At 72.3% G+C, this 18,708-nt stretch carries 18 protein-coding genes; 7 read left to right on the forward strand and 11 right to left on the reverse strand.

Annotated features, from left to right (window positions below; translation table 11 throughout):
* Positions 1-14: 14 nt before the first annotated feature.
* Complete coding sequence (locus tag ACIRNI_RS27340; protein ID WP_403555315.1) at positions 15-1,121, reverse strand: hypothetical protein; 1,107 nt, start codon at positions 1,119-1,121, stop codon at positions 15-17.
* Positions 1,118-2,767: a M48 family metallopeptidase gene (locus ACIRNI_RS27345; RefSeq protein ID WP_403555317.1), complete on the reverse strand. Its 1,650-nt coding sequence runs from the start codon at positions 2,765-2,767 to the stop codon at positions 1,118-1,120. Before ACIRNI_RS27345 ends, ACIRNI_RS27340 begins: the two co-directional genes overlap by 4 nt.
* 143 nt (positions 2,768-2,910) lie before the next feature.
* Here ACIRNI_RS27345 and ACIRNI_RS27350 point away from each other — a divergent pair, with 143 nt between their 5' ends.
* Positions 2,911-4,122: an FG-GAP-like repeat-containing protein gene (locus ACIRNI_RS27350; protein ID WP_403555319.1), complete on the forward strand. Its 1,212-nt coding sequence runs from the start codon at positions 2,911-2,913 to the stop codon at positions 4,120-4,122.
* A gap of 60 nt (positions 4,123-4,182) precedes the next feature.
* Here the strand turns inward: ACIRNI_RS27350 and ACIRNI_RS27355 are convergent, their stop codons facing one another.
* The gene (locus ACIRNI_RS27355) at positions 4,183-5,286 is read right to left on the reverse strand and encodes a hypothetical protein (protein ID WP_403555321.1); all 1,104 of its coding nucleotides are present in this window, start codon (positions 5,284-5,286) and stop codon (positions 4,183-4,185) included.
* Positions 5,287-5,375: 89 nt separating this feature from the next.
* Between ACIRNI_RS27355 and ACIRNI_RS27360 the strand changes: the two genes are divergently transcribed.
* Positions 5,376-6,530 (forward strand): cystathionine gamma-synthase, encoded by a 1,155-nt coding sequence (locus tag ACIRNI_RS27360; RefSeq protein ID WP_403555323.1) that lies wholly within the window; start codon positions 5,376-5,378, stop codon positions 6,528-6,530.
* A 17-nt stretch (positions 6,531-6,547) separates the two neighbouring features.
* Here the strand turns inward: ACIRNI_RS27360 and ACIRNI_RS27365 are convergent, their stop codons facing one another.
* From ACIRNI_RS27365 to ACIRNI_RS27375, 3 genes are read right to left on the reverse strand one after another with little or no spacing between them, the layout of a single operon-like run.
* Complete coding sequence (locus tag ACIRNI_RS27365) at positions 6,548-6,754, reverse strand: hypothetical protein (protein WP_403555325.1); 207 nt, start codon at positions 6,752-6,754, stop codon at positions 6,548-6,550.
* A 7-nt stretch (positions 6,755-6,761) separates the two neighbouring features.
* Positions 6,762-7,247 (reverse strand): sigma factor-like helix-turn-helix DNA-binding protein, encoded by a 486-nt coding sequence (locus tag ACIRNI_RS27370; protein WP_403555327.1) that lies wholly within the window; start codon positions 7,245-7,247, stop codon positions 6,762-6,764.
* A 31-nt stretch (positions 7,248-7,278) separates the two neighbouring features.
* Positions 7,279-7,839, reverse strand: coding sequence for a MarR family winged helix-turn-helix transcriptional regulator (locus ACIRNI_RS27375; protein ID WP_403555329.1), 561 nt, complete (start codon positions 7,837-7,839; stop codon positions 7,279-7,281).
* Positions 7,840-8,008: 169 nt separating this feature from the next.
* Here ACIRNI_RS27375 and ilvA point away from each other — a divergent pair, with 169 nt between their 5' ends.
* The 3 genes from ilvA (at position 8,009) to ACIRNI_RS27390 (ending at position 11,302) form a co-directional block, all read left to right on the forward strand.
* On the forward strand, positions 8,009-9,238 hold the full coding sequence (ilvA, locus tag ACIRNI_RS27380; RefSeq protein ID WP_403555331.1) for a threonine ammonia-lyase: 1,230 nt from the start codon (positions 8,009-8,011) through the stop codon (positions 9,236-9,238).
* 232 nt (positions 9,239-9,470) lie between these two features.
* Positions 9,471-10,454, forward strand: a complete 984-nt coding sequence (locus ACIRNI_RS27385) for an ATP-binding cassette domain-containing protein (RefSeq protein WP_403555333.1) — start codon at positions 9,471-9,473, stop codon at positions 10,452-10,454.
* A gap of 50 nt (positions 10,455-10,504) precedes the next feature.
* Positions 10,505-11,302, forward strand: coding sequence for an ABC transporter permease (locus ACIRNI_RS27390; RefSeq protein WP_403555545.1), 798 nt, complete (start codon positions 10,505-10,507; stop codon positions 11,300-11,302).
* Between the two features lie 87 nt (positions 11,303-11,389).
* On the opposite strand, the gene greA is transcribed toward ACIRNI_RS27390, so the two are convergent.
* Both greA and ACIRNI_RS27400 read right to left on the reverse strand, forming a co-directional pair.
* On the reverse strand, positions 11,390-11,887 hold the full coding sequence (gene greA, locus ACIRNI_RS27395; RefSeq protein WP_355358966.1) for a transcription elongation factor GreA: 498 nt from the start codon (positions 11,885-11,887) through the stop codon (positions 11,390-11,392).
* A gap of 182 nt (positions 11,888-12,069) precedes the next feature.
* Positions 12,070-12,471, reverse strand: coding sequence for a DUF4307 domain-containing protein (locus tag ACIRNI_RS27400; protein ID WP_403555335.1), 402 nt, complete (start codon positions 12,469-12,471; stop codon positions 12,070-12,072).
* A 98-nt stretch (positions 12,472-12,569) separates the two neighbouring features.
* On the opposite strand from ACIRNI_RS27400, the gene mca reads away from it, so the two are divergent.
* Both mca and ACIRNI_RS27410 read left to right on the forward strand, forming a co-directional pair.
* Complete coding sequence (mca, locus tag ACIRNI_RS27405) at positions 12,570-13,451, forward strand: mycothiol conjugate amidase Mca (RefSeq protein ID WP_356642648.1); 882 nt, start codon at positions 12,570-12,572, stop codon at positions 13,449-13,451.
* A 1-nt stretch (position 13,452) separates the two neighbouring features.
* Positions 13,453-13,689: a hypothetical protein gene (locus tag ACIRNI_RS27410; RefSeq protein WP_403555337.1), complete on the forward strand. Its 237-nt coding sequence runs from the start codon at positions 13,453-13,455 to the stop codon at positions 13,687-13,689.
* Between the two features lie 33 nt (positions 13,690-13,722).
* Here the strand turns inward: ACIRNI_RS27410 and ACIRNI_RS27415 are convergent, their stop codons facing one another.
* The 3 genes from ACIRNI_RS27415 to ACIRNI_RS27425 are packed head-to-tail and all read right to left on the reverse strand — an operon-like array spanning position 13,723 to position 18,666.
* The gene (locus tag ACIRNI_RS27415; protein ID WP_403555339.1) at positions 13,723-14,697 is read right to left on the reverse strand and encodes a hypothetical protein; all 975 of its coding nucleotides are present in this window, start codon (positions 14,695-14,697) and stop codon (positions 13,723-13,725) included.
* Complete coding sequence (locus ACIRNI_RS27420; RefSeq protein ID WP_403555341.1) at positions 14,694-16,031, reverse strand: CHAT domain-containing protein; 1,338 nt, start codon at positions 16,029-16,031, stop codon at positions 14,694-14,696. Before ACIRNI_RS27420 ends, ACIRNI_RS27415 begins: the two co-directional genes overlap by 4 nt.
* Before the next feature lie 4 nt (positions 16,032-16,035).
* Complete coding sequence (locus ACIRNI_RS27425; protein WP_403555343.1) at positions 16,036-18,666, reverse strand: hypothetical protein; 2,631 nt, start codon at positions 18,664-18,666, stop codon at positions 16,036-16,038.
* Between the last annotated feature and the right edge of the window lie 42 nt (positions 18,667-18,708).

Raw genomic sequence — 18,708 nt, forward strand, 5'->3', positions numbered from 1 at the left:
GCGCGGAACGCGGGTCAGCCGCTGGTCGCCGCCGCGGCGGCCACGCTCTCGTCGCGCAGGCGGCAGTACGCCGCCGCCGGGTCGTTCCGGTAGCGCCACGGCAGGGCGTCGACGTACCCGTCGACCAGCCGGAACTGCTCCACGGCGGCCTCGTCCCGGTCCTGGAGCGAGAGGTAGTACGCCAGCAGGTGACGGACCTCGGACAGGCGCGGGTGGCCGGGGTCGGCGGCGGCCGCGTCGGCGAGGGCGGCGTCAACCAGGGCGTGCATCTCCGGCGTACGGTCGCCCTCGGTCGTGTCCGACTCGTCGTGCTCGAAGTGCGCGATGAGCGGGAACGCCGTCATCAGGCTCCCCAACGGCGCCCCCGCGGCCGCCCGGGCCGCGAAGTCCCGCGCCAGCTCCTCCGAGCCCCGCCACTTGGCGCACCAGTACTGGAGCGCCGAGAAGTGGGCCTCGTAGTGGTGCGGCGCCCGCTCGCTGATCTCCCGCCACAGCCGGTCCATCTCGGCGTGCGGATAGCCGAGCCCGAGCGCGGTCCAGATCTCACCGACGTACGGCGCCGGGTCCCCCTCGGGCGCGAGGGCCGCCGCGCGGGCGTGCTCCTCGCGCGAGCGGGCCAGGATCCGGTGGAACCCCTCGAACTGCTCGGACGTGGTGTTCCGGGCCCGCTGGGAGCCGCGGACCCGCCAGGCCAGGAAGACCGTCGAGCGGGCCCGTACCAGTGCCGCGCCCGGGTCGTCGGGGTGCGCGGCCTCCCAGGCCAGCAGCCAGGCGTCGTCCTCGGCCGCCACATCGGCGAACTCCTCGCAGTACCGGGTGCGCCACTCCCAGTCCCGCGCCGCGGCCGTCCCGTCGAACAGGGCGGCGGCCGGCCTGAAGTCGCCGGCCTTCGCGGCGGCGAGCGCCGAGTCCAGCGGGGCCGGGCGCGGGGCGGAGAGCTCGGTGTTCTGCCGCTCGGGCGGCAGGAAGCCGAGCGCGGCGGCCTCGTCCGCCCGCTGCTCCTCGGAGCCGACGTAGCGCCAGCCCTCGCGCGCGCCCTGCACGACGGCCTTGAGGAAGTACCCGCCGATCGCCAGCACGCCGAGCGCGATCACGCCCAGGATGATCCAGATGACGGTCACCGCGCGGCCCCGTCCGTGAGGCCGTCCGTGAAGCCACCGGTGAGGCCGTACGAGAGCAGCGCGCGCAGCGGCGCGGTGTCGGGTACGTCGGCGACCGCCGCGTCGACGGCCGCGTCCAGGTCGGGCTCGGCCCCGTCGGGGCCCGGCGGCAGGTGGACGGTGGCGGGCTCGGTCCACGAGAACTCCCAGCGCAGCCGGGAGCGGGCGCTCAGCTCCGCCATCACCATGCTGGTGACCGACTTGTGGAGTGCGGGCCGGACGAACTCCCGGAAGACGCGCCCGTTCGCCGACGCCGCCTCCTCCGACAGCGGCAGCCGCTGGGCCAGCTGCCACAGCTGACCGTCGTCGATCACCTTCAGCAGCGCGGGCAGCGTCGGCGCTTCGCCGGTGTACGCGGCCAGCGCCCGGTGCAGCGGCGACTCGACCGAGCCCAGGCGGGCGCTCATGGCCCCGTCGAGCAGCTCCTCCCAGCTGCCGGCACGGCGGAACGCGCGCGCCTGCTCCGACAGCACCACGTCCTCCAGCGCGGTCAGCGTGCGGGCCGGGTCGGCGAGCAGGCCCGTCGCGGCGCCCTTGCCCTCGTCGATGCGGCCGTCCTGCGGGAGCGCCTCGATGGCGCGGACCCGGTCGGCGACCGATGGGTGCGAGTCGTACGGGGAGACCGGCTCGGTGGGCAGTTCGGCGCGCAGCCCGGCCAGTTCCAGCTCGCGGGCGGTCAGCAGGCGGCCGAAGCCGCCGAAGACCTCGCCGCGCGGCGGCAGCAGCCGCGCCGAGGTGCCCAGCGTGGCGTAGCACTCCATGTAGAAGGTGAACGCGGCGTCCAGCGAGGGCAGCTCGCGCAGCGCGGAGGCGGTCGCGTCGCGGCCGGCGATCCGGGCGGCCGCGGCGTCGGCGGCGTACTCCTGGAGGCGCGAGTCGTGCATCGTGGCGCGGAAGTACAGGTGCGCGTAGCCGGTGTAGATCCGGGCCATCGTGCGGTACGTGATGCCGGCGCTGCCCGTGTCGACCTCGCGGGTCTTGCGGCCCTTGGCCTCGGCCTTGGTGTTCCGCTTCTCCTGCCGGGCCCGCTCGCGGCCGGCGGTCTTCGCGGCGCGCTCCTCGAAGTGCGCGATGGTGCGGAACAGCTGGGTGCGGCCGCGCGCGGTGAGGGCGCCCAGCCGGGTGTCGTGGTTGACGTAGTGCCCCAGCTCATGGGCGAGGACCGCGCGCAACTGGGCTTCGCTGAGGCCCTGCATCAGCGGTACGCCCAGGTAGAGGTGGCGCGGCCCCGGCAGGAGGCCGAGGAACCGGGCGTTCTCGGTGACGGCGGCGTTGACGTCACCGGTGAGCAGGATCCGGGTGGGCGGCCGCGTGCCCACCTGGTCGGCGAGCTCGCGGACGGCGCGCCACAGCTCCGGTTCGTCGGACTCGGTGACGGCGAGGCCGCCCTGGCCGTCGTCCTTCGGCGTACGCAGCATGAACATGCCGCGTACGACCGGGATGGCCAGCAGCACGGACACCACGTACAGCTTGGTGGCGAGCCCGGAGGGCGCGTGCAGGTACAGCAGGTAGTCGATGACGGCGAGGACCGCCAGCAGAAGGACGCCGAGCAGAAAGAAGCCGGCGAGCAGAACGAGTGCGCGCAGCGCGCGCAGGGATGCGCCCATCGGGCAGAGCTCCCCCATTGAAAATGGACATGACGAAGAGGCGTGGGGGGAAGCGGAGTATCACCCGGCGGGGCCGCTGGGGGCAACCGAGATCCGTGGGGCTACTCTGACGCGATTCACTGCCACAGGGGGGCACACACCACATGCGCAACCTGCGTATTTCCCTGCGCGCGGCGGCCACCGCCGCGCTCACCGCGCTCGGCGTGCTGGCGACGGCCGTCCCGAGCGCGCACGCCGCGTCCGGGTACGACCGCTGCCCGCAGGGGAAGTTCTGCCTGTTCGACAAAGCCGACGGCACGGGCACGATGACCACGTACAGCGGCAGCGCGGCCACGCTCGGCACCTTCGACAACAAGGCGTCCGCGCTGCGCAACCGGACCGGGCTGTACGCCTGTATTTACAGCCAGCCGAGGTACGAGTACACCGACTCGGTCCACCACGTGGTGCTCTACGCGGGCAAGGGGAGCGAGGGCCACGAGCTCACCTACATCAGGGACGAGAACAGCTACCTCGACAACAACGTCAGCTCCTTCCGCCTCGCCCGTACCCAGCACGAGTGCGGCAGCGGCAAGGAGTACATGGAGTGGGCGGCGCCGACGGCCCCCGGTGGCGCGGCGAAGCCCGTCGGCGACTTCGACCGGGACGGCTCCACCGACCTCGTCTTCCGCTCGGTCGCCGGCAACCTGTGGTTGCTGCGCGGCTACACGGCCATGCGCATCGGCACCGGCTGGCAGTCCATGACCGCGCTCCTGCGCCACGGTGACCGCAACGGCGACGGCGCGGAGGACATCGTCGCCCGCGACACCGCCGGCGCGCTGTGGATGTACCCGGGCAACGGCACGTGCGGGCTCAAGCGGCGCGTCCAGATCGGCACCGGCTGGCAGTCGCTCAGGCACCTCACCGCCGTGGGCGACTTCAACGGTGACGGCAGCAAGGGCGACCTGATCTCCACGGACTCCACCGGCGTGCTGTGGCTGCACCCGGGCAAGGCGTCCGGCACCGTGGCCGCGCGCCAGAAGATCGGCTCCAGCGGCTGGCAGTCCATGACCGCGCTCGTCGGCGCCGGCGACATGGACGGCGACCGCCAAAACGACCTCGTCGCCCGCGACTCGACCGGCAACCTCTGGCTCTACCCGGGCCGCGGCACCGGCACCCTGGGCCCCCGCAAGCTGATCGGCACGGGCTGGAAGAAGTTCAGCCGCGTTTTCGCCGTCGGAGATGTCCAGGGGGACGGCACCAACGACCTCTACGCGCTGAACGATCCGCTGCTGGAGCTGTACGCCAACAACGGCACCGGCCGGCTGCGCAAGGACAGCGTCGACTACGACTGGGACGACCGCGAGACGGCTTTCTGACACCTTCCGCAGAAGCGGGGGTGGCCCGGCCGGGCCACCCCCGTTCCCATAACAACGGGCTCAGCGCGGCAGCGTCGCCGGGCTGCCGCCGTTCGCCTCGTAGCCCGCCACCGCCAGCGCCCGGAAGATCGCGTACTGCGCCGCCGGGTCCTCGCTCAGCGTCCACGGCAGGGCCCCCACGTGACCGTCCACGTGCACCAGCTGGTGCATCGCCTCCGACCAGCGCTCGGAACTCACCAGGAAGTGGATCAGCAGATGGCGCACGTGCGCCAGCATCGGGTCGTCCGGGCGGGCCGAGTGCACGGCGTACAAGGCGCCCTCCATGGCCTTGGAGACCACCTCGGTGCCGTAGAAGTCCCGCACCAGCGCCACCTCGGGGAGGTGCTCGAAGACCGCGAACAGCGGCAGCGCGGCCAGCAGCGAGCCGCGCGGGGCGCGGGCCGCCGCGGCGGTGGCGAACTGGTCCGCGTCCCGGCGGGAGCCGTGCCACTTCTCGCACCAGTAGTGCAGCGCCGCCAGGTGCGCCCCCATGTGGTGCGGCGCCCGGTCGATGATCTTCGCCCACACCTGGTCGAACTGCTCGTGGCTGTATCCGAGCCCGCGCGCGACGGCGAGCTCGATGATGTACGGCACCGGGTCGCCGGGCGCCAGCAGCGCCGCCTCGCCGCTCACCGTGCGCGCCTCTTCGAGGATGATCCGGAAGTCGTCCGTGCCGGCCGACGACGAACGCCACGCCTGCTGCACCAGGAACTCCGCGTGCACCGCCGCGCCGCCCGGGTCCTTCGGCTTCTCGGCCCGCCATGCCCGCAGCCACGCGCCCCCGGTGCCCGGCTGCTGCTGGAGCTCCAGCGCCGCCGCCCCCGCGAACGCCTGCACGCGCTGCCAGCGCACCTCGCCGTCCTTGTCCGTACCGGCCAGCAGCTGCGAGGCGGCCCGCCAGTCCTGCGTCCGCTGCACCACGTCCAGCACGTCGACCAGGTCCTGGTCGGGCCCCGGCATGCGTACGTCCAGCTCCTCCTGGCGCACGAAGCCGTACGCGCTCGGGTCGGCCGCGTCCGGCGCGCCCGGGTCGACCAGCCGGATGCCGCCGCGGCGGCGCGACAGGAACGACGCCAGGACCACGCCGATCAGACCGACCGCCAACAGGAACCAGAGAATCTCCATGCGCCCATTGTCGCGGACCCCACCGACAGTCCGGACCCGGCGGCGGCGTGGGCTCCGCTCCACCGCGGGCCCGACTACGCTCGGGGTGCATGAGCGACGAGCACACGCACCAGAGCTTCGAGACCCGCGCCATCCACGCGGGCAACACCGCTGACCCGCTGACCGGCGCGGTCGTCCCGCCCATCTACCAGGTCTCCACCTACAAGCAGGACGGTGTGGGCGGCCTGCGCGGCGGCTACGAGTACAGCCGCAGCGCCAACCCCACCCGTACCGCCCTGGAGGAGAACCTCGCGGCCCTGGAGGGCGGCCGCCGCGGCCTGGCCTTCGCCTCCGGTCTCGCGGCCGAGGACTGTCTGCTGCGCGCGCTCCTCGCTCCGGGCGACCACGTGGTCATCCCGAACGACGCGTACGGCGGCACCTTCCGCCTGTTCGCGAAGGTCGTGGCCCGGTGGGGCGTGGAGTGGTCCGTCGCCGACACCTCCGACCCGGCGGCGGTACGGGACGCGATCACCGACCGTACGAAGGCGATCTGGGTCGAGACGCCCTCGAACCCGCTGCTCGGCATCACCGACATCGCCGCCCTCGCGGACATCGCCCGCACGGCGGGCGTCAAGCTCGTCGTCGACAACACCTTCGCCAGCCCCTACCTCCAGCAGCCGCTCGCGCTCGGCGCGGACGTCGTCGTGCACTCGCTGACCAAGTACATGGGCGGCCACTCCGACGTCGTCGGCGGCGCCCTGGTGACCGCAGACGAGACGCTCGGCGAGGAGCTCGCGTACCACCAGAACGCCATGGGCGCGGTGGCCGGCCCCTTCGACTCGTGGATCGTGCTGCGCGGCATCAAGACCCTCGCCGTCCGGATGGACCGGCACAGCGCCAACGCCGCCCGCGTCGCCGAGATGCTGACCCGGCACCCGAAGGTGACGCAGGTGCTCTACCCCGGCCTGCCCGAGCACCCCGGCCACGAGGTCGCCGCCAAGCAGATGCGCGACTTCGGCGGCATGATCTCCTTCCGCGTTGCGGGCGGCGAGGAGGCGGCGGTCGAGGTCTGCAACCGTGCGAAGCTGTTCACGCTGGGCGAGTCCCTGGGCGGCGTCGAGTCGCTCATCGAGCACCCGGGCCGCATGACCCACGCGAGCGTGGCCGGTTCGCTGCTGGAGGTCCCGGGGGACCTGGTGCGGCTGTCGGTCGGCATCGAGAACGCCGACGACCTCCTGGCGGACCTGCGCCAGGCGCTCGGCTAGACCCGGAAGGCAGCGCCCTAGGGCTCCACGACCGACGCCCACACCGTGAACGCGGTCAGCGCGGCGCACAGCACCAGCCACGCCGTGCGCCGCAGCAGGCGGGCGCGGCGCAGCCTGCGGGTGCCGCGCTCGACCGCGCGGGCGGCGAGGTCGGCCGGGACCCGCGGGCGCGGCGGGGCCTGGAGCATCCGCCGGACCTCGGCCTCCTTCGCGGGGTCGATCACGGCGCCGTCACCGCCCGTCCGTCGCGGCGCCGCCGTCGCGGCGCCGTGCCCGTGCCCGCATCGCGCGGACCGCACGCGTACCAAGGGCCCGCACCCGCTCCACCGGCAGGCCCAGCAGGGCGGCCGTCCGCTCCTCGCCGATCCCCTCGTACAGGCACAGGACGAGGACGAGCCGCTCCCGAGGGGTCAGCGCGGACAGCAGGCCGTCCCGCGCGCGGGGGAAGCGCCATGCCGCGCGGGCGAACCGCTCCGTCAGCTCCTGGCGGGCGATGTCGTACGGGTCCTCGCCGCGCAGCCGGTCCCAGCGGGTGTACGTGGCGGCCAGCGCGGCGGTCAGGAGCTCCTGGGCGCGCGGGTTGCGGGCGGGCGGCTCGGCGGTCAGCAGCGTGGCGGCGTGCAGCAGCCGGCCGGCCGCGCCCGCCACGAACGCCTCGAACTCGCGGGCGCGGTGGGCCGGTGCTCGCCGTGCCGTCGCCCGCCGCCGCTGTCGCACGTCCTCATATGAGGCCGTGCGCACGGCCGGGTCAAGAGGCCGGGGAGGCTTCCGTCGCGCCCTCTTCCGGCGAGGCCGCCGCCGCGGGCGTCTCCGCGGGCGTCTCCACGGGCGGCAGTCCGGCCTGGCGGGCCGAGAGCGCCGAGTTGAACCGGGTGAGCAGCGTGCAGAACGACTCGCGCTCCTCCTCCGTCCAGCCCTCCGTCACCTGCGCCATCAGGTCGCGCCGCGAGGAGCGGACCTCCTCCAGCCGGGCCTGTCCGCGCGGCGACAGCTGGAGCACGACCGCCCGGCCGTCCTCCGGGTGCGAGGTGCGCTTGACCAGGCCGGTGTCCACCAGCGGCGCCACCTGGCGGGTGACGGTGGACGAGTCGATGCCCATCCCGGCCGCCAGCGCCTTCACGCCCATGGGGCCCTCCCGGTCGAGCCGGTTGAGCAGCAGGTACGCGGCCCGGTCCATCGAGTTGCGGAGCTGGCCGGTGCCGCCGAGGCGAGTCTGCTCCGCCCGCCGGGCGAAGACGGCCACCTCGTGCTGGAGGGCATCGAGGAGGCCTTGGTGAAGATCAGTCGTCATGTCCTGGGACGTGGGCATGGCTGCGGCTCTCTCGTGCGGTGGTGGTGGTTGGTGGGGGACAGAGTACGCGGACCCGCGCGAGTCCGTACCAGTGCTGCACAAACGTGATGAGCGGCGGCGCGGCGGGGCGTCAGCGCCCAGGTGAGCGGTGATGTGAGTGGTGGTGTGAGCTGCGAGACTGGCGGTCATGAGCTTCCGTACGCCACACCCCTCACACCCGCTCATCCTGGACGACATCCGCGGGGCGCAGAAGATGCTGTCGGGCGTGGCCCGGATGACCCCTCTGGAGGGCAGCCGGCACCTGTCGCAGCTGGTGGGGGCCCCGGTACACCTGAAGTGCGAGAACCTCCAGCGGACGGGCTCGTTCAAGCTGCGCGGCGCGTACGTGCGGATCGCCGGGCTGCGCCCGGAGGAGCGGGCGGCCGGGGTGGTCGCCGCGTCCGCCGGGAACCACGCGCAGGGCGTCGCCCTCGCCTCCTCCCTGCTGGGCGTGCGCTCCACGGTCTTCATGCCGGTCGGCGCTCCGCTGCCGAAGGTGGCGGCGACCCGGGAGTACGGCGCCGACGTCAGGCTGCACGGTCACGTGGTCGACGAGACGCTGGCCGCCGCGCAGGAGTACGCGCGGGCGACGGGCGCGGTGTTCATCCACCCCTTCGACCACCACGACATCATCGCCGGGCAGGGCACGGTCGGGCTGGAGATCCTGGAGCAGTGCCCGGAGGTGCGCACGATCCTCGTGGGCGTCGGCGGCGGCGGCCTGGTCGCGGGCATCGCGACGGCGGTCAAGGCGCTGCGCCCGGACGTGAAGGTGATCGGGGTGCAGGCGCAGGCCGCCGCCGCGTATCCGCCCTCGCTGCGGGCCGGCCGCCCGGTCGCCGTGGACACCGCGCCGACGATGGCCGACGGCATCAAGGTGGGCCGCCCCGGTGACGTGCCGTTCGCGATCGTGGACGAGCTCGTCGACGACGTCCGCACGGTCTCGGAGGACGCCCTGTCGTCGGCGCTGCTGCTGTGCCTGGAGCGGGCGAAGATGGTCGTGGAGCCGGCCGGGGCGAGCCCGGTGGCGGCGCTGCTGAGCGCGCCGGAGACCTTCCAGGGGCCGGTGGTCGCGGTGCTGTCGGGCGGGAACGTCGATCCGCTGGTGCTCCAGCGGATCCTGCGGCACGGCATGGCGGCGGCCGGTCGCTACCTGAGCCTGCGGCTGCGGCTGACGGACCGGCCGGGGGCGCTCGCGACGATGCTCGGGGTGCTGTCGGTGGTGGACGCCAACGTCCTCGACGTCGGGCACGTACGCACCGATCCCCGCCTCGGGCTCACGGAGGTGGAGGTGGAGCTGCACCTGGAGACCAAGGGGCCGGAGCACTGCGAGGAGGTGCGGGCGGCGCTGCGGGACGCGGGGTACGTGGTCATGGAGTGAGGGGCGGGGGCGCGCGGGCGCGCGAGGCGCCGTATATCGCGTGGGGTATCGCATATCGCGTTGGCTATCGCGAGTGCGGTCGGTGAAAAGGGTTGGGCAAACGCGATGTATCGCGTTAGGGTGAGCGGGTTGTCATGTTCGCCGAGCGCGACCACCTCGGCGTCCCTACGCTCGGGTAGTACGTGTTGATACGCCCGACCCACCACTCGCACCTGCCAACGGGAGAACCCACATGCCAGGCGCTATTCATGCCGAGGGTCTCGTGAAGACCTTCGGCGCCGTAAGGGCTCTGGACGGCGTGGACCTGGACGTCCCCGAGGGGACGGTCCTGGGGCTTCTCGGCCCCAACGGCGCCGGCAAGACCACCACCGTGCGCGTGCTCACCACGCTCCTGAGGCCCGACAGCGGCAGGGCGGTCGTCGCGGGCATCGACGTGCTCAAGCACCCCAACGAAGTCCGCCGCTCCATCGGCCTCTCCGGGCAGTTCGCGGCCGTCGACGAGTACCTCACCGGCCGCGAGAACCTCCAGATGGTCGGGCAGCTGTACCAGATGTCCGCCAAGGCGGCGAAGATACGCGCCGGTGAGCTGCTGGACCGGTTCAACCTCGCCGACGCCGCCGACCGCCCCGCGAAGACGTACTCCGGGGGCATGCGCCGCCGCCTCGACCTCGCCGCCGCCCTCGTCGTCTCCCCGCCCGTGATGTTCATGGACGAGCCGACGACCGGCCTCGACCCGCGCAACCGCCAGCAGCTGTGGGAGGTCATCAAGGAGCTCGTCGCCGGCGGCACGACGCTGCTGCTCACCACGCAGTACCTGGAGGAGGCCGACCACCTGGCCCACGACATCTGCGTCGTCGACCACGGCAAGGTCATCGCGCGCGGCACCTCCGACCAGCTCAAGGCGCGCACGGGCGGCGAGCGCGTCGAGGTCGTCGTCCACGGCCACGACGAGATCGCGCCGGCCCGCGAGGTGCTACGGGGCCTCGGCAAGGGCGAGGTCGCCGTCGAGGAGCACACCCGCAAGCTCACGGTGCCGGTCACCGGTGGCGCCAAGCTGCTCGCCGAGGTCATCCGCGAGCTGGACACGCACGGTGTCGAGATCGACGACATCGGCCTGCGCCGCCCCACCCTCGACGACGTGTTCATCTCGCTGACCGGCCACGCCGCCGAGCGCGGGGACGAGGACACCGAGGCCGCGAAGGAGGCCGTGAAGTGAGCACCCTCTCCGACGCCCCGAAGGTCCTGGTGCCCCGCCCGCGCGGGGGCATGGCTCAGTCGGTCGGCGACTCGCTGGTGGTCGCCAAGCGGAATTTGATCCGTATGTCCCGGATTCCCGAAATGGTTATTTTCGGGCTGATCCAGCCGATCATGTTCGTGGTGCTGTTCAGCTACGTCTTCGGCGGCTCCATGAACATCGGGAACACCACCTCGCCGGGCGTCTACCGCGAGTTCCTGATGGCCGGCATCTTCGCCCAGACCGTCACGTTCGCCACCGCGGGCGCCGGCGCGGGCATCGCCGACGACATGCACAAGGGCCTCATTGACCGGTTCCGGTCCCTGCCGATGGCCCGGGGGGCGGTGCTCACCGGCCGGACGCTCGCCGACCTCGTACAGACGGCGCTCACCGTCGTGGTCCTGGCGATCGTCGCGCTGCTCGTCGGCTGGCGGATCCACGAGGGCGTCGCCAAGGCGCTCGGCGCCTTCGCACTGCTGCTCTTCCTCGGGTACGCGTTCTCCTGGATCGGCGCCCTCATCGGCCTCTCCGTGCGGACGCCCGAGGCGGCCACCTCCGGCGGCCTGATCTGGCTCTTCCCCGTCACGTTCATCTCGAACGCGTTCGTGGACTCCAGCAAGATGACGCCCTGGCTGCGCCACATCGCGGAGTGGAACCCCTTCAGTGCCACCGTCCAGGCCTGCCGTGAGCTGTTCGGCAACCCGGGAGTCTCGGACTCCAGCGCCTGGCCCATGCAGCACCCGGTCTGGGCCTCGATCATCTGGTCGCTGATCATCATCGCCGTCTTCCGGACCCTGGCGGTGCGCAAGTACCGGTCGGCCGCCGCCTGAGGGCGCGGGCATACGAAAACAGGGCGTACGAAAAGGGGCCGGGCCGCGTCTCGCGCGGCCCGGCCCCTCGTGTCGATGAGCGCGGGCTCAGCCCTGGTACGGCTTGGCGTCGAGGATCTTGACGGACGCCTTCTTGCCGTTCGGGAGCTCGTACTGGGCGTCCTCGCCCACCTTCTTGCCGTTGACGCCCGTGCCGAGCGGCGACTGCGGGGAGTAGGTCTCGACGTCGGAGCTCGCGTACTCGCGGGAGGCGAGGAGGAAGGTCAGGGTGTCGTCCTCGTCGCCGTCGAACGCGATGGTGACCACCATGCCGGGCGCGACGACACCGCTCTCCGTGGGAGCCTCGCCGACCTTCGCGTGCTCCAGCAGCTGGGTCAGCTGGCGTACGCGCAGCTCCTGCTTGCCCTGCTCCTCCTTGGCCGCGTGGTACCCGCCGTTCTCGCGCAGGTCGCCCTCCTCGCGCGCAGCCGCGATCTTCGCGGCGATCTCGGTTCGCGCGGGACCAGACAGGTACTCCAGCTCGGCCTTGAGCTGGTTGTACGCCTCCTGGGTGAGCCAGGTGACGTTCTCGCTGGTCTGGGTCACAGGTGCTCCTCGTCGGTACTGGGATACAAAGCAACGCCCTACCCAGAAGCATTCTGCCTTCCTGGATGGGCGAAACCACGAGCCTAACAATTTCGTGGAGAAAGGGGGAGGACGAACGTCACTTATTTTGCGTCGTCGCAGGTCAGCGCAGAATCGGACAGGGCCGTTCCGGTTACTTCAGGCTACTCCGAGGTGCAGCCGAGCAACTGGGCGCTGGTCGCCTCCGCCGTCGTACGCACCGTGACGATCTCGTCGAGCCGCGTCGCGGCCCCGTCGAAGCGGACCTCCTTGCGGCCCACCTCGCCGCCGTCCTCGGCGAGCGCCCGCAGCGTGCAGTAGCCCCGGGCGTCCCGCTCCTTGCGGACCTCCAGATGGACCGCGACCCGGTCCTCCGAGGAGAGGTCGAACTTGATCACCTCGGCGCTGATCTTCTGGCCGGCGACGTAGTCGTACCCGAACCAGCCGACCACGGCGAGCAGCGCGGCACCCAGTACGGCGCCCAGGACCTTGAGCCCGCGGTCGGCGCGCTCGTCCGCCGAGCGGCCGTAACGGCCTTCGGGGAGCCCTTCCCGCACCGCGCTCATGATCGGTCCTCTCGTACGCCGGACGACGGAATTTTCCGTGCGCCGATTCCGTCACTATAGAAGCCGCCCCACGCCGACTATTCACCGAGGATCGAGTCTTGACCGAGCAGCTGCGACTGATGGCCGTTCACGCCCACCCCGACGACGAGTCGAGCAAGGGCGCGGCCACGATGGCCAAGTATGTGTCCGAGGGGGTGGACGTGCTGGTCGTCACGTGCACCGGTGGCGAGCGCGGCTCCATCCTCAACCCGAAGCTCCAGGGCGACACGTACATCGAGGAGAACATCCACGAGGTGCGCCGCAAGGAGATGGACGAGGCGCGCGAGATCCTCGGCGTCCGGCAGGAGTGGCTCGGCTTCGTCGACTCCGGCCTGCCCGAGGGCGACCCGCTGCCGCCGCTGCCGCAGGGCTGCTTCGCCCTGGAGGACGTCGACAAGGCGGCCGGCCGCCTGGTGAAGTCCATCCGCGCCTTCCGGCCGCAGGTCATCACGACGTACGACGAGAACGGCGGCTACCCGCACCCCGACCACATCATGACCCACAAGATCACGATGGTGGCCTTCGAGGGTGCGGCCGACGCCGAGAAGTACCCGGAGCAGGAGTTCGGCCCCGTCTGGCAGCCGCTGAAGGTCTACTACAACCAGGGCTTCAACCGGCCGCGCACGGTCGCGCTCCACGAGGCGCTCCTCGCCCGCGGCCTGGAGTCGCCGTACGGCGAGTGGCTGGAGCGCTGGAAGGAGTTCCAGCGCGCCGAGCGGACGCTGACCACGCACGTTCCGTGCGCCGACTTCTTCGAGACCCGCGACAAGGCGCTGATCGCCCACGCCACCCAGATCGACCCGGACGGCGGCTGGTTCCGCGTCCCGATGGAGATCCAGAAGGAGGTCTGGCCCACCGAGGACTACGAGCTCGCCAAGTCGCTCGTCGACACCTCCCTCCCCGAGGACGACCTCTTCGCGGGCATCCGGGACAATGCCTGACATGAGCGCACACCAGGCACTGACCCAGCTCGTCCCGATCGCCGCCCAGGAATTCGACAAGAACAAGGTCACCCCGGGCGTCCTCGGCTTCATCGTCTTCGCCGTCATGGCCGTGGCCGTGTGGATGCTGATGAAGTCGATGAACCGCCACATGGGCAAGGTCGACTTCGAGGAAGCCCCGGAGCCGGAGGCGGCGCCGAAGGGGAAGGCGCCCAAGGGCGCGGCGGCGGGGAACTAGCGGCGGGGCAACAGGGCCGTCGGCGCCCGCCGCTCAGCGCGCGTGCTCGGCGAGCGACAGCAGCAGGTGCGCGGACTCGGGGCGCAGGTGGTCGGAGTGGGCGCCCGCCGGGCCGTGGCCGTTCACGAACACGGACCCCGCGTCGACGCTGACGAACCAGTGGTCGAGGTCCCTCTTCGCGTACGGCTGGTCCGGCGGCAGCATCCGCACCTGGGACACCGGCTCCGGTGCGGTGCCGATGCCCTGGTTGCCGATGCCGCGCCGCTTCTCGGCGATCCGGTGCCACAGGCCGGTCGCCCAGTCGCGCTCCGCGTACGTCGCGACGACCGGGCCGCGCAGCGGCGCGGCGGCCAGCGCGGTGAAGGTGGTGGCGAAGGCGTCGCGGGGCGCGGCCATCTGGAACAACAGCATGCCGTCCACGGTGAACGGCCGGTCCGGCGGTCCGCTACGGGACCAGCCGAGGGTGGCGCCGGGCGCGCCCTCCGCGGCCCACTGCACCGCCTCGCAGAGGAACCGGCAGCCGAAGGAGTGGCCCACCAGGTGGAGGTACTGCCCGTCCCGGTTCGCCAGGACGGGGGCCGCCGCCGGGTCGGCGCGGTGCGCGTCCACGTATCCGAGCAGGTGCCCGATGACGCGGGCCGCGTGGGCGCCGTCCGCCGTGCTCATGGCATGGGCCCGGTCGCGCGTGGTGCGGTAGCCCGCCCGGGACGGCCAGCGGACCAGCACTGTCCAGGGGGCGAAGGCGGCTGCCAGCCGCGGGTAGGAGGCGGGGCGCTCCGCCAGCCGCTCCGCGACGAGGGCGCCCAGCCGCCGGGCGGCGTCGAGGGCCGACTCCGGTTTCGTACGCCAGCCGTGGACGTACACGAAGATGTCCGTGGCCCAGGCGGGCGGGGTGAGCTCGGCCGCGAAGTGGTCGTCGAGACGGTCGGCGGGTACGGGCCGGCCGCTGTCGAGCAGCCATCCGGTCTCGTCGAGATCGACGACCCGGAATGTGTTGTCGGGCGTCATACGGCGACCTCCTGGTCCTGACCCGCCGCGGAAATGTGGGCGCGCTCCAGACGCGCGTCCATGCCGCAGTGGAGCGCGTACGCGAAGCCGAGGGGGTTGCGGAACTCGTCGGCGAACCGGCGGGCGAGCGCGTGGACGATCTCGCCGGCCGTCTCGCCGCCACCGAGATAGCGGGGCAGGAAGGCGAGCGCGTACTCGGCGGCGAAGGGCTGCGGCATCGCGATCTGCGGCCCGAGTACGCCGCGTGCCCCGTGCTCGATCAGCGCCCGGCCGAGGAACGCCCGGTCGACGTCCCCCTCGGGCACCCCGGCATGGCAGGCGTTGAGCAGCACGAACGGCTGGAACGGGGTGCCGTCCCCGAAGCCCCTGCGCCGCTCCCGCACCAGCTGGGCGTCGATGGTGGAGGAGTCGCTGAGCCGGACGGCGAGGTAGGGCGCCTCGGCGCCGTTCGGCAGGAACGAGCCGTGGCACCAGAAGTACATCAGCTGGTCGGAGAGGTCCGGGTCCGACAGCGCGGCCACCAGCTCGCGGCGCGTCGTGCGCTCGACGAACGTCGTCCCGCAGGCGAGGAGCGACGCCACCTCCGCCGCCCGTGTGGCGGCCCTCCGGTCGATGCCGGTGTCGTGGTTGAGGCTCACCACCGGCAGGTGGGGAGGCTCGGGGCGGTGGCCGAGCCACGGATACGATCCACCGGTCTGCTCGATCTGGTGGCGGTAGCCGAGGAACCGGTCGAACAGCCCCGGTAAGCCGTCGCGCCGGTCCTCGTCGCGCCGGTCCTCCAGGTCGGACGGCAGCAGACTGAGCATCGGCCACGGAATGAACAGGTCCGAGTCGAAGCGGATCCGCAGCCTGTCGTCCGCCAGCGTGTGGACGAGGAACTCGCGGAAGAGCTCGACCTGGCGGCCGGTTCCGCCGAGCAGCGTGTGGTGCAGCAGGTCGCTTCCGGCGCAGGCCAGCTCCTCGACCGCCGCGTGGAGCTCGTCCTCCGGCTCCCCGCTCAGGTCCGTCAGCACGGCGTACGGCAGCTCGGGGCGGCCGGGCACCGGCCTCCCGTCGCCGGTGCCGGGCCGGAAGCCGACGAAGAGCTCCTGCCAGAGCCGCGCCAGCCGCGCGGCGGCCGCCCGTACCTCCCCGGGCTTCGCAGCCAGGTCGGCCTTGTGCTCGGTGCCCTTGAGCGCGGGCACACCCCGCCCGTAGAGCCGGGCCCTGATGCGGTCCTCGCCGCAGAGGTCGAAGCCGACGATGACGTCGGGGCCCTGGACCACCAGGTCCTGGACACGGGTGAAGTGGCGGCTCGGGTTCTGGACGATGCGGACGGGGAGCTCGGTGGCCACGCGCTCACAACCCCCGTACGTGTGCGGGGTCCGAGGCCGTCGCGGTAGGTCCGGACGCCGAGTCGGCGATGTCGATCTCGGTCTCCACCTGCTGGAGCACCGTCCCCGTGGACTCGTGCGCGATGGTGAAACGGATCCGGTGGATGCCCGGGCGGTGGGGGGTGAACCGGAACTCCGCCCCGTCGGACCCCTGGTGGGAAGGCCGCACCAGGCCCGTGGCCGGTTCGATGTCCCCACGGGTGAGGGGGGTGGCGACGGCGGTGAGCCAGGGCACGCGCCCGCGGCCGGCCGACGCCCACGGATGCAGGTCACCGGGGACGACCCGCAGCAGGATCGCCGTGCCGGTGGGGTTGTCGAGGAGCGTGAGGCGTACGTGGCAGTCGGTGGGGAGGCCGGATCCGGAGACCGTGCCGTCGCTCGGGGCGATCGTGTCGCGGGCCCGGCGGGGCAGGAGGTAGCGCGTACGGCTGGGCTCGTCGTGCCGGAGGCGCCAGTCGCCGATCAGGTTTTCGACGTCGTGGCGGGCCGGAATCCTCCGTGCCACGAGCTCTCGGAGGAACGCGAGTGGTTCTTCCCCGTCGCCCGAGGAGAGAGCGGTGCGTGCGTAGGCCGCCCAGAGCAGTCCGCTCTCGTCGCCCATGCTGAGAAACAGGTGCTCGGCGGTGGAGAACCGGGCCATGGCTTGTGTTTTCGCGCCGCCGCCCGCGTGGTCGAGGGCGTACAGCAGGCCCAACTCCAATGCGGTCCACGCGCTGCCGTGAGGACAGCCGATCTCCGTGAACAGTTGCTCAGCCTGGTGCAGGTGCACGCGGGCGGCGCCGTCCGGATCGGCCCAGCGAGCCAGCAGGCCGAGGTGGTGGAGCGTCCACGCCTCCCCCAACTTGTCCGGCAGCTTCTTGAAGAGGACGAGGGCCCGGAACAGTGCGGCCTGTGCCCTTGTGGTGAGCGGCATGTCCGCCAGGGCCAGGCCGATGTAGTGATGGGCCCACGCCTCACCACGGAGGTCCTCCACGGCCCTGTGGGCGGAGAGGGCGTCACGGAACGTCCTGTGGGCGTCGGCCGGCCGGCCGCTGAGCAGGAGGAGCCGCCCTTCCTGGGTGAGGAGCCGGCCCTGGCGATCGTCGTCGCGTTCCGTGGCCGTCGCCCGGGCGGATTCCAGTGCTGTCCGCGCGGCGTCGGCCCGGCCGAGCAGGAGCTGCAGTCGGGAAAGCTCGAGGAACCAGGAGTGCGAGGAGGTTGTGCTCCCGGACCGCGCCAGTGGGGTCAGCGCCTGGTGAGGGAATCCCTGGTCGATGAGGATGGATGCCCGAACGGTCAACAAGCGGCGCTCGTCGTCGCCGCTCGCGAGCCGGGCCCTGTCGACCGCCTCGAGTGCCCCGTACAAGTTCCCGGAGTGGTGTTCGAGCACAGCTTGCTCGCGGCTCGGCATGACATCGCGCAACAGCCGCCGGGCCACCGGGGTACAGCCGATCTCGAGGGCGGCGTCGGCACCGACCAGGAAGAGGCCTTTCCGTACCTCCGCAGGGAGCCGCCCGCCCCGCTCGGCGGTCCAGAGGAGCGCCACCAGCTGATCGTGGTCGGAGAGGCGGGCAGGAGGAGCGGTCGCCATCGAGGGGCGGGACACGACCCAGTCGAGGTACTCATCCACCAGTGCCTTCCGCCTGGGGGCGGGCGCGGCGGTGATCAGCCTCGACAGCTGGGACTCGTACGGTCGGATGACGGTGTTGGGCTGCGGCTTGTCCCGGCCCAACAGGTCGCTCACGCCTGTGGGGAGTGCGAAGGTGCCGGAGTGCGCCGGAGACAGGAGCCCGGCCCTCACCAGATGCTCCAGCAGTCGCAGCGTGGTCACCGGGGGTGCGGTCCCCTCCTTGCGGAGGAGCGCGGTCCAGGTCTCGGTGGAGAAGCGGGGCATGCCCGTTGATCCCACTCGGCCCAGGTCGCTCCGCACGACAGGGAGGAGCCGGGAGAGCGCCCAGCGCACGAGCGCCTCACCCGACTCGGGGAACGGCGGCCCCAGCCCCCCGGCGATCCGCACGTACAGCGGCAGCCCCCCGGTGCACCGCATCAACTCCGGCCCCACGTCGGCCGGCAGGCCCGCCAGGGACAGGCTGTCCGCCTGGCCGAGCGGCTCCACCTGGTGCGCGAGGATCCCGGGGGCCGCGTCCCAACCGCCTTCGCGGCACGTGAGGACGACGGAGACGGGCGTGCCCGTGAAAGCGGCGAGCAGCTCCCGGCCGGCGGCCGGTGTCGGCACGTCGTCCAGCACGACGAACGCCTGCCGCTCGGCGAAGTGCTCGGCGCACAGTCGCTGTACGGCGCCGAGCGCGGTCGCACCCGTCAGGTGCAGGATCTCCATGAACGCCCGCCGCGAGAGACCCAGCTGCCCCAGCAGCCGCACCAGCGTCACTTCCGGGTACCCGGACCAGGACTGGTGGTACACCGGCGCCCCCGTGGCGCGCGCAGCCTCCCTGGCGAGGTGGTACGCCAGCGCCGACTTGCCCACGTCCGGCTGCCCGTGCAGGACCACATGGTGTCCGGGCCGGGTCAGCACCTCGCGCAGCCGGGCCGCTTCCTCCGCGCGCCCGACGAAGGGCACCGGATCGTCCGGCAGGGGTAAGGGCCGCGGGTCCCTCACTCCGTCCCCCCTTCGCCAGAGCCGGGCACCGGATTCGAGCGT

Origin of the sequence: Streptomyces sp. NPDC093546 (assembly GCF_044765045.1) — a bacterium.
Classification (GTDB): Bacteria; Actinomycetota; Actinomycetes; order Streptomycetales; family Streptomycetaceae; genus Streptomyces.

What these genes read in the sequence shown, in the direction of transcription:
- ACIRNI_RS27345 (WP_403555317.1), bottom strand. Translation starts at nt 2,767, where the DNA reads ATGGGCGCATCCCTGCGCGCGCTGCGCGCACTCGTTCTGCTCGCCGGC.
- ACIRNI_RS27350 (WP_403555319.1), top strand. Translation starts at nt 2,911, where the DNA reads ATGCGCAACCTGCGTATTTCCCTGCGCGCGGCGGCCACCGCCGCGCTC.
- ACIRNI_RS27355 (WP_403555321.1), bottom strand. Translation starts at nt 5,286, where the DNA reads ATGGAGATTCTCTGGTTCCTGTTGGCGGTCGGTCTGATCGGCGTGGTC.
- ACIRNI_RS27360 (WP_403555323.1), top strand. Translation starts at nt 5,376, where the DNA reads ATGAGCGACGAGCACACGCACCAGAGCTTCGAGACCCGCGCCATCCAC.
- ACIRNI_RS27375 (WP_403555329.1), bottom strand. Translation starts at nt 7,839, where the DNA reads ATGCCCACGTCCCAGGACATGACGACTGATCTTCACCAAGGCCTCCTC.
- ilvA (WP_403555331.1), top strand. Translation starts at nt 8,009, where the DNA reads ATGAGCTTCCGTACGCCACACCCCTCACACCCGCTCATCCTGGACGAC.
- ACIRNI_RS27385 (WP_403555333.1), top strand. Translation starts at nt 9,471, where the DNA reads ATGCCAGGCGCTATTCATGCCGAGGGTCTCGTGAAGACCTTCGGCGCC.
- ACIRNI_RS27390 (WP_403555545.1), top strand. Translation starts at nt 10,505, where the DNA reads ATGGCTCAGTCGGTCGGCGACTCGCTGGTGGTCGCCAAGCGGAATTTG.
- ACIRNI_RS27400 (WP_403555335.1), bottom strand. Translation starts at nt 12,471, where the DNA reads ATGAGCGCGGTGCGGGAAGGGCTCCCCGAAGGCCGTTACGGCCGCTCG.
- ACIRNI_RS27410 (WP_403555337.1), top strand. Translation starts at nt 13,453, where the DNA reads ATGAGCGCACACCAGGCACTGACCCAGCTCGTCCCGATCGCCGCCCAG.
- ACIRNI_RS27415 (WP_403555339.1), bottom strand. Translation starts at nt 14,697, where the DNA reads ATGACGCCCGACAACACATTCCGGGTCGTCGATCTCGACGAGACCGGA.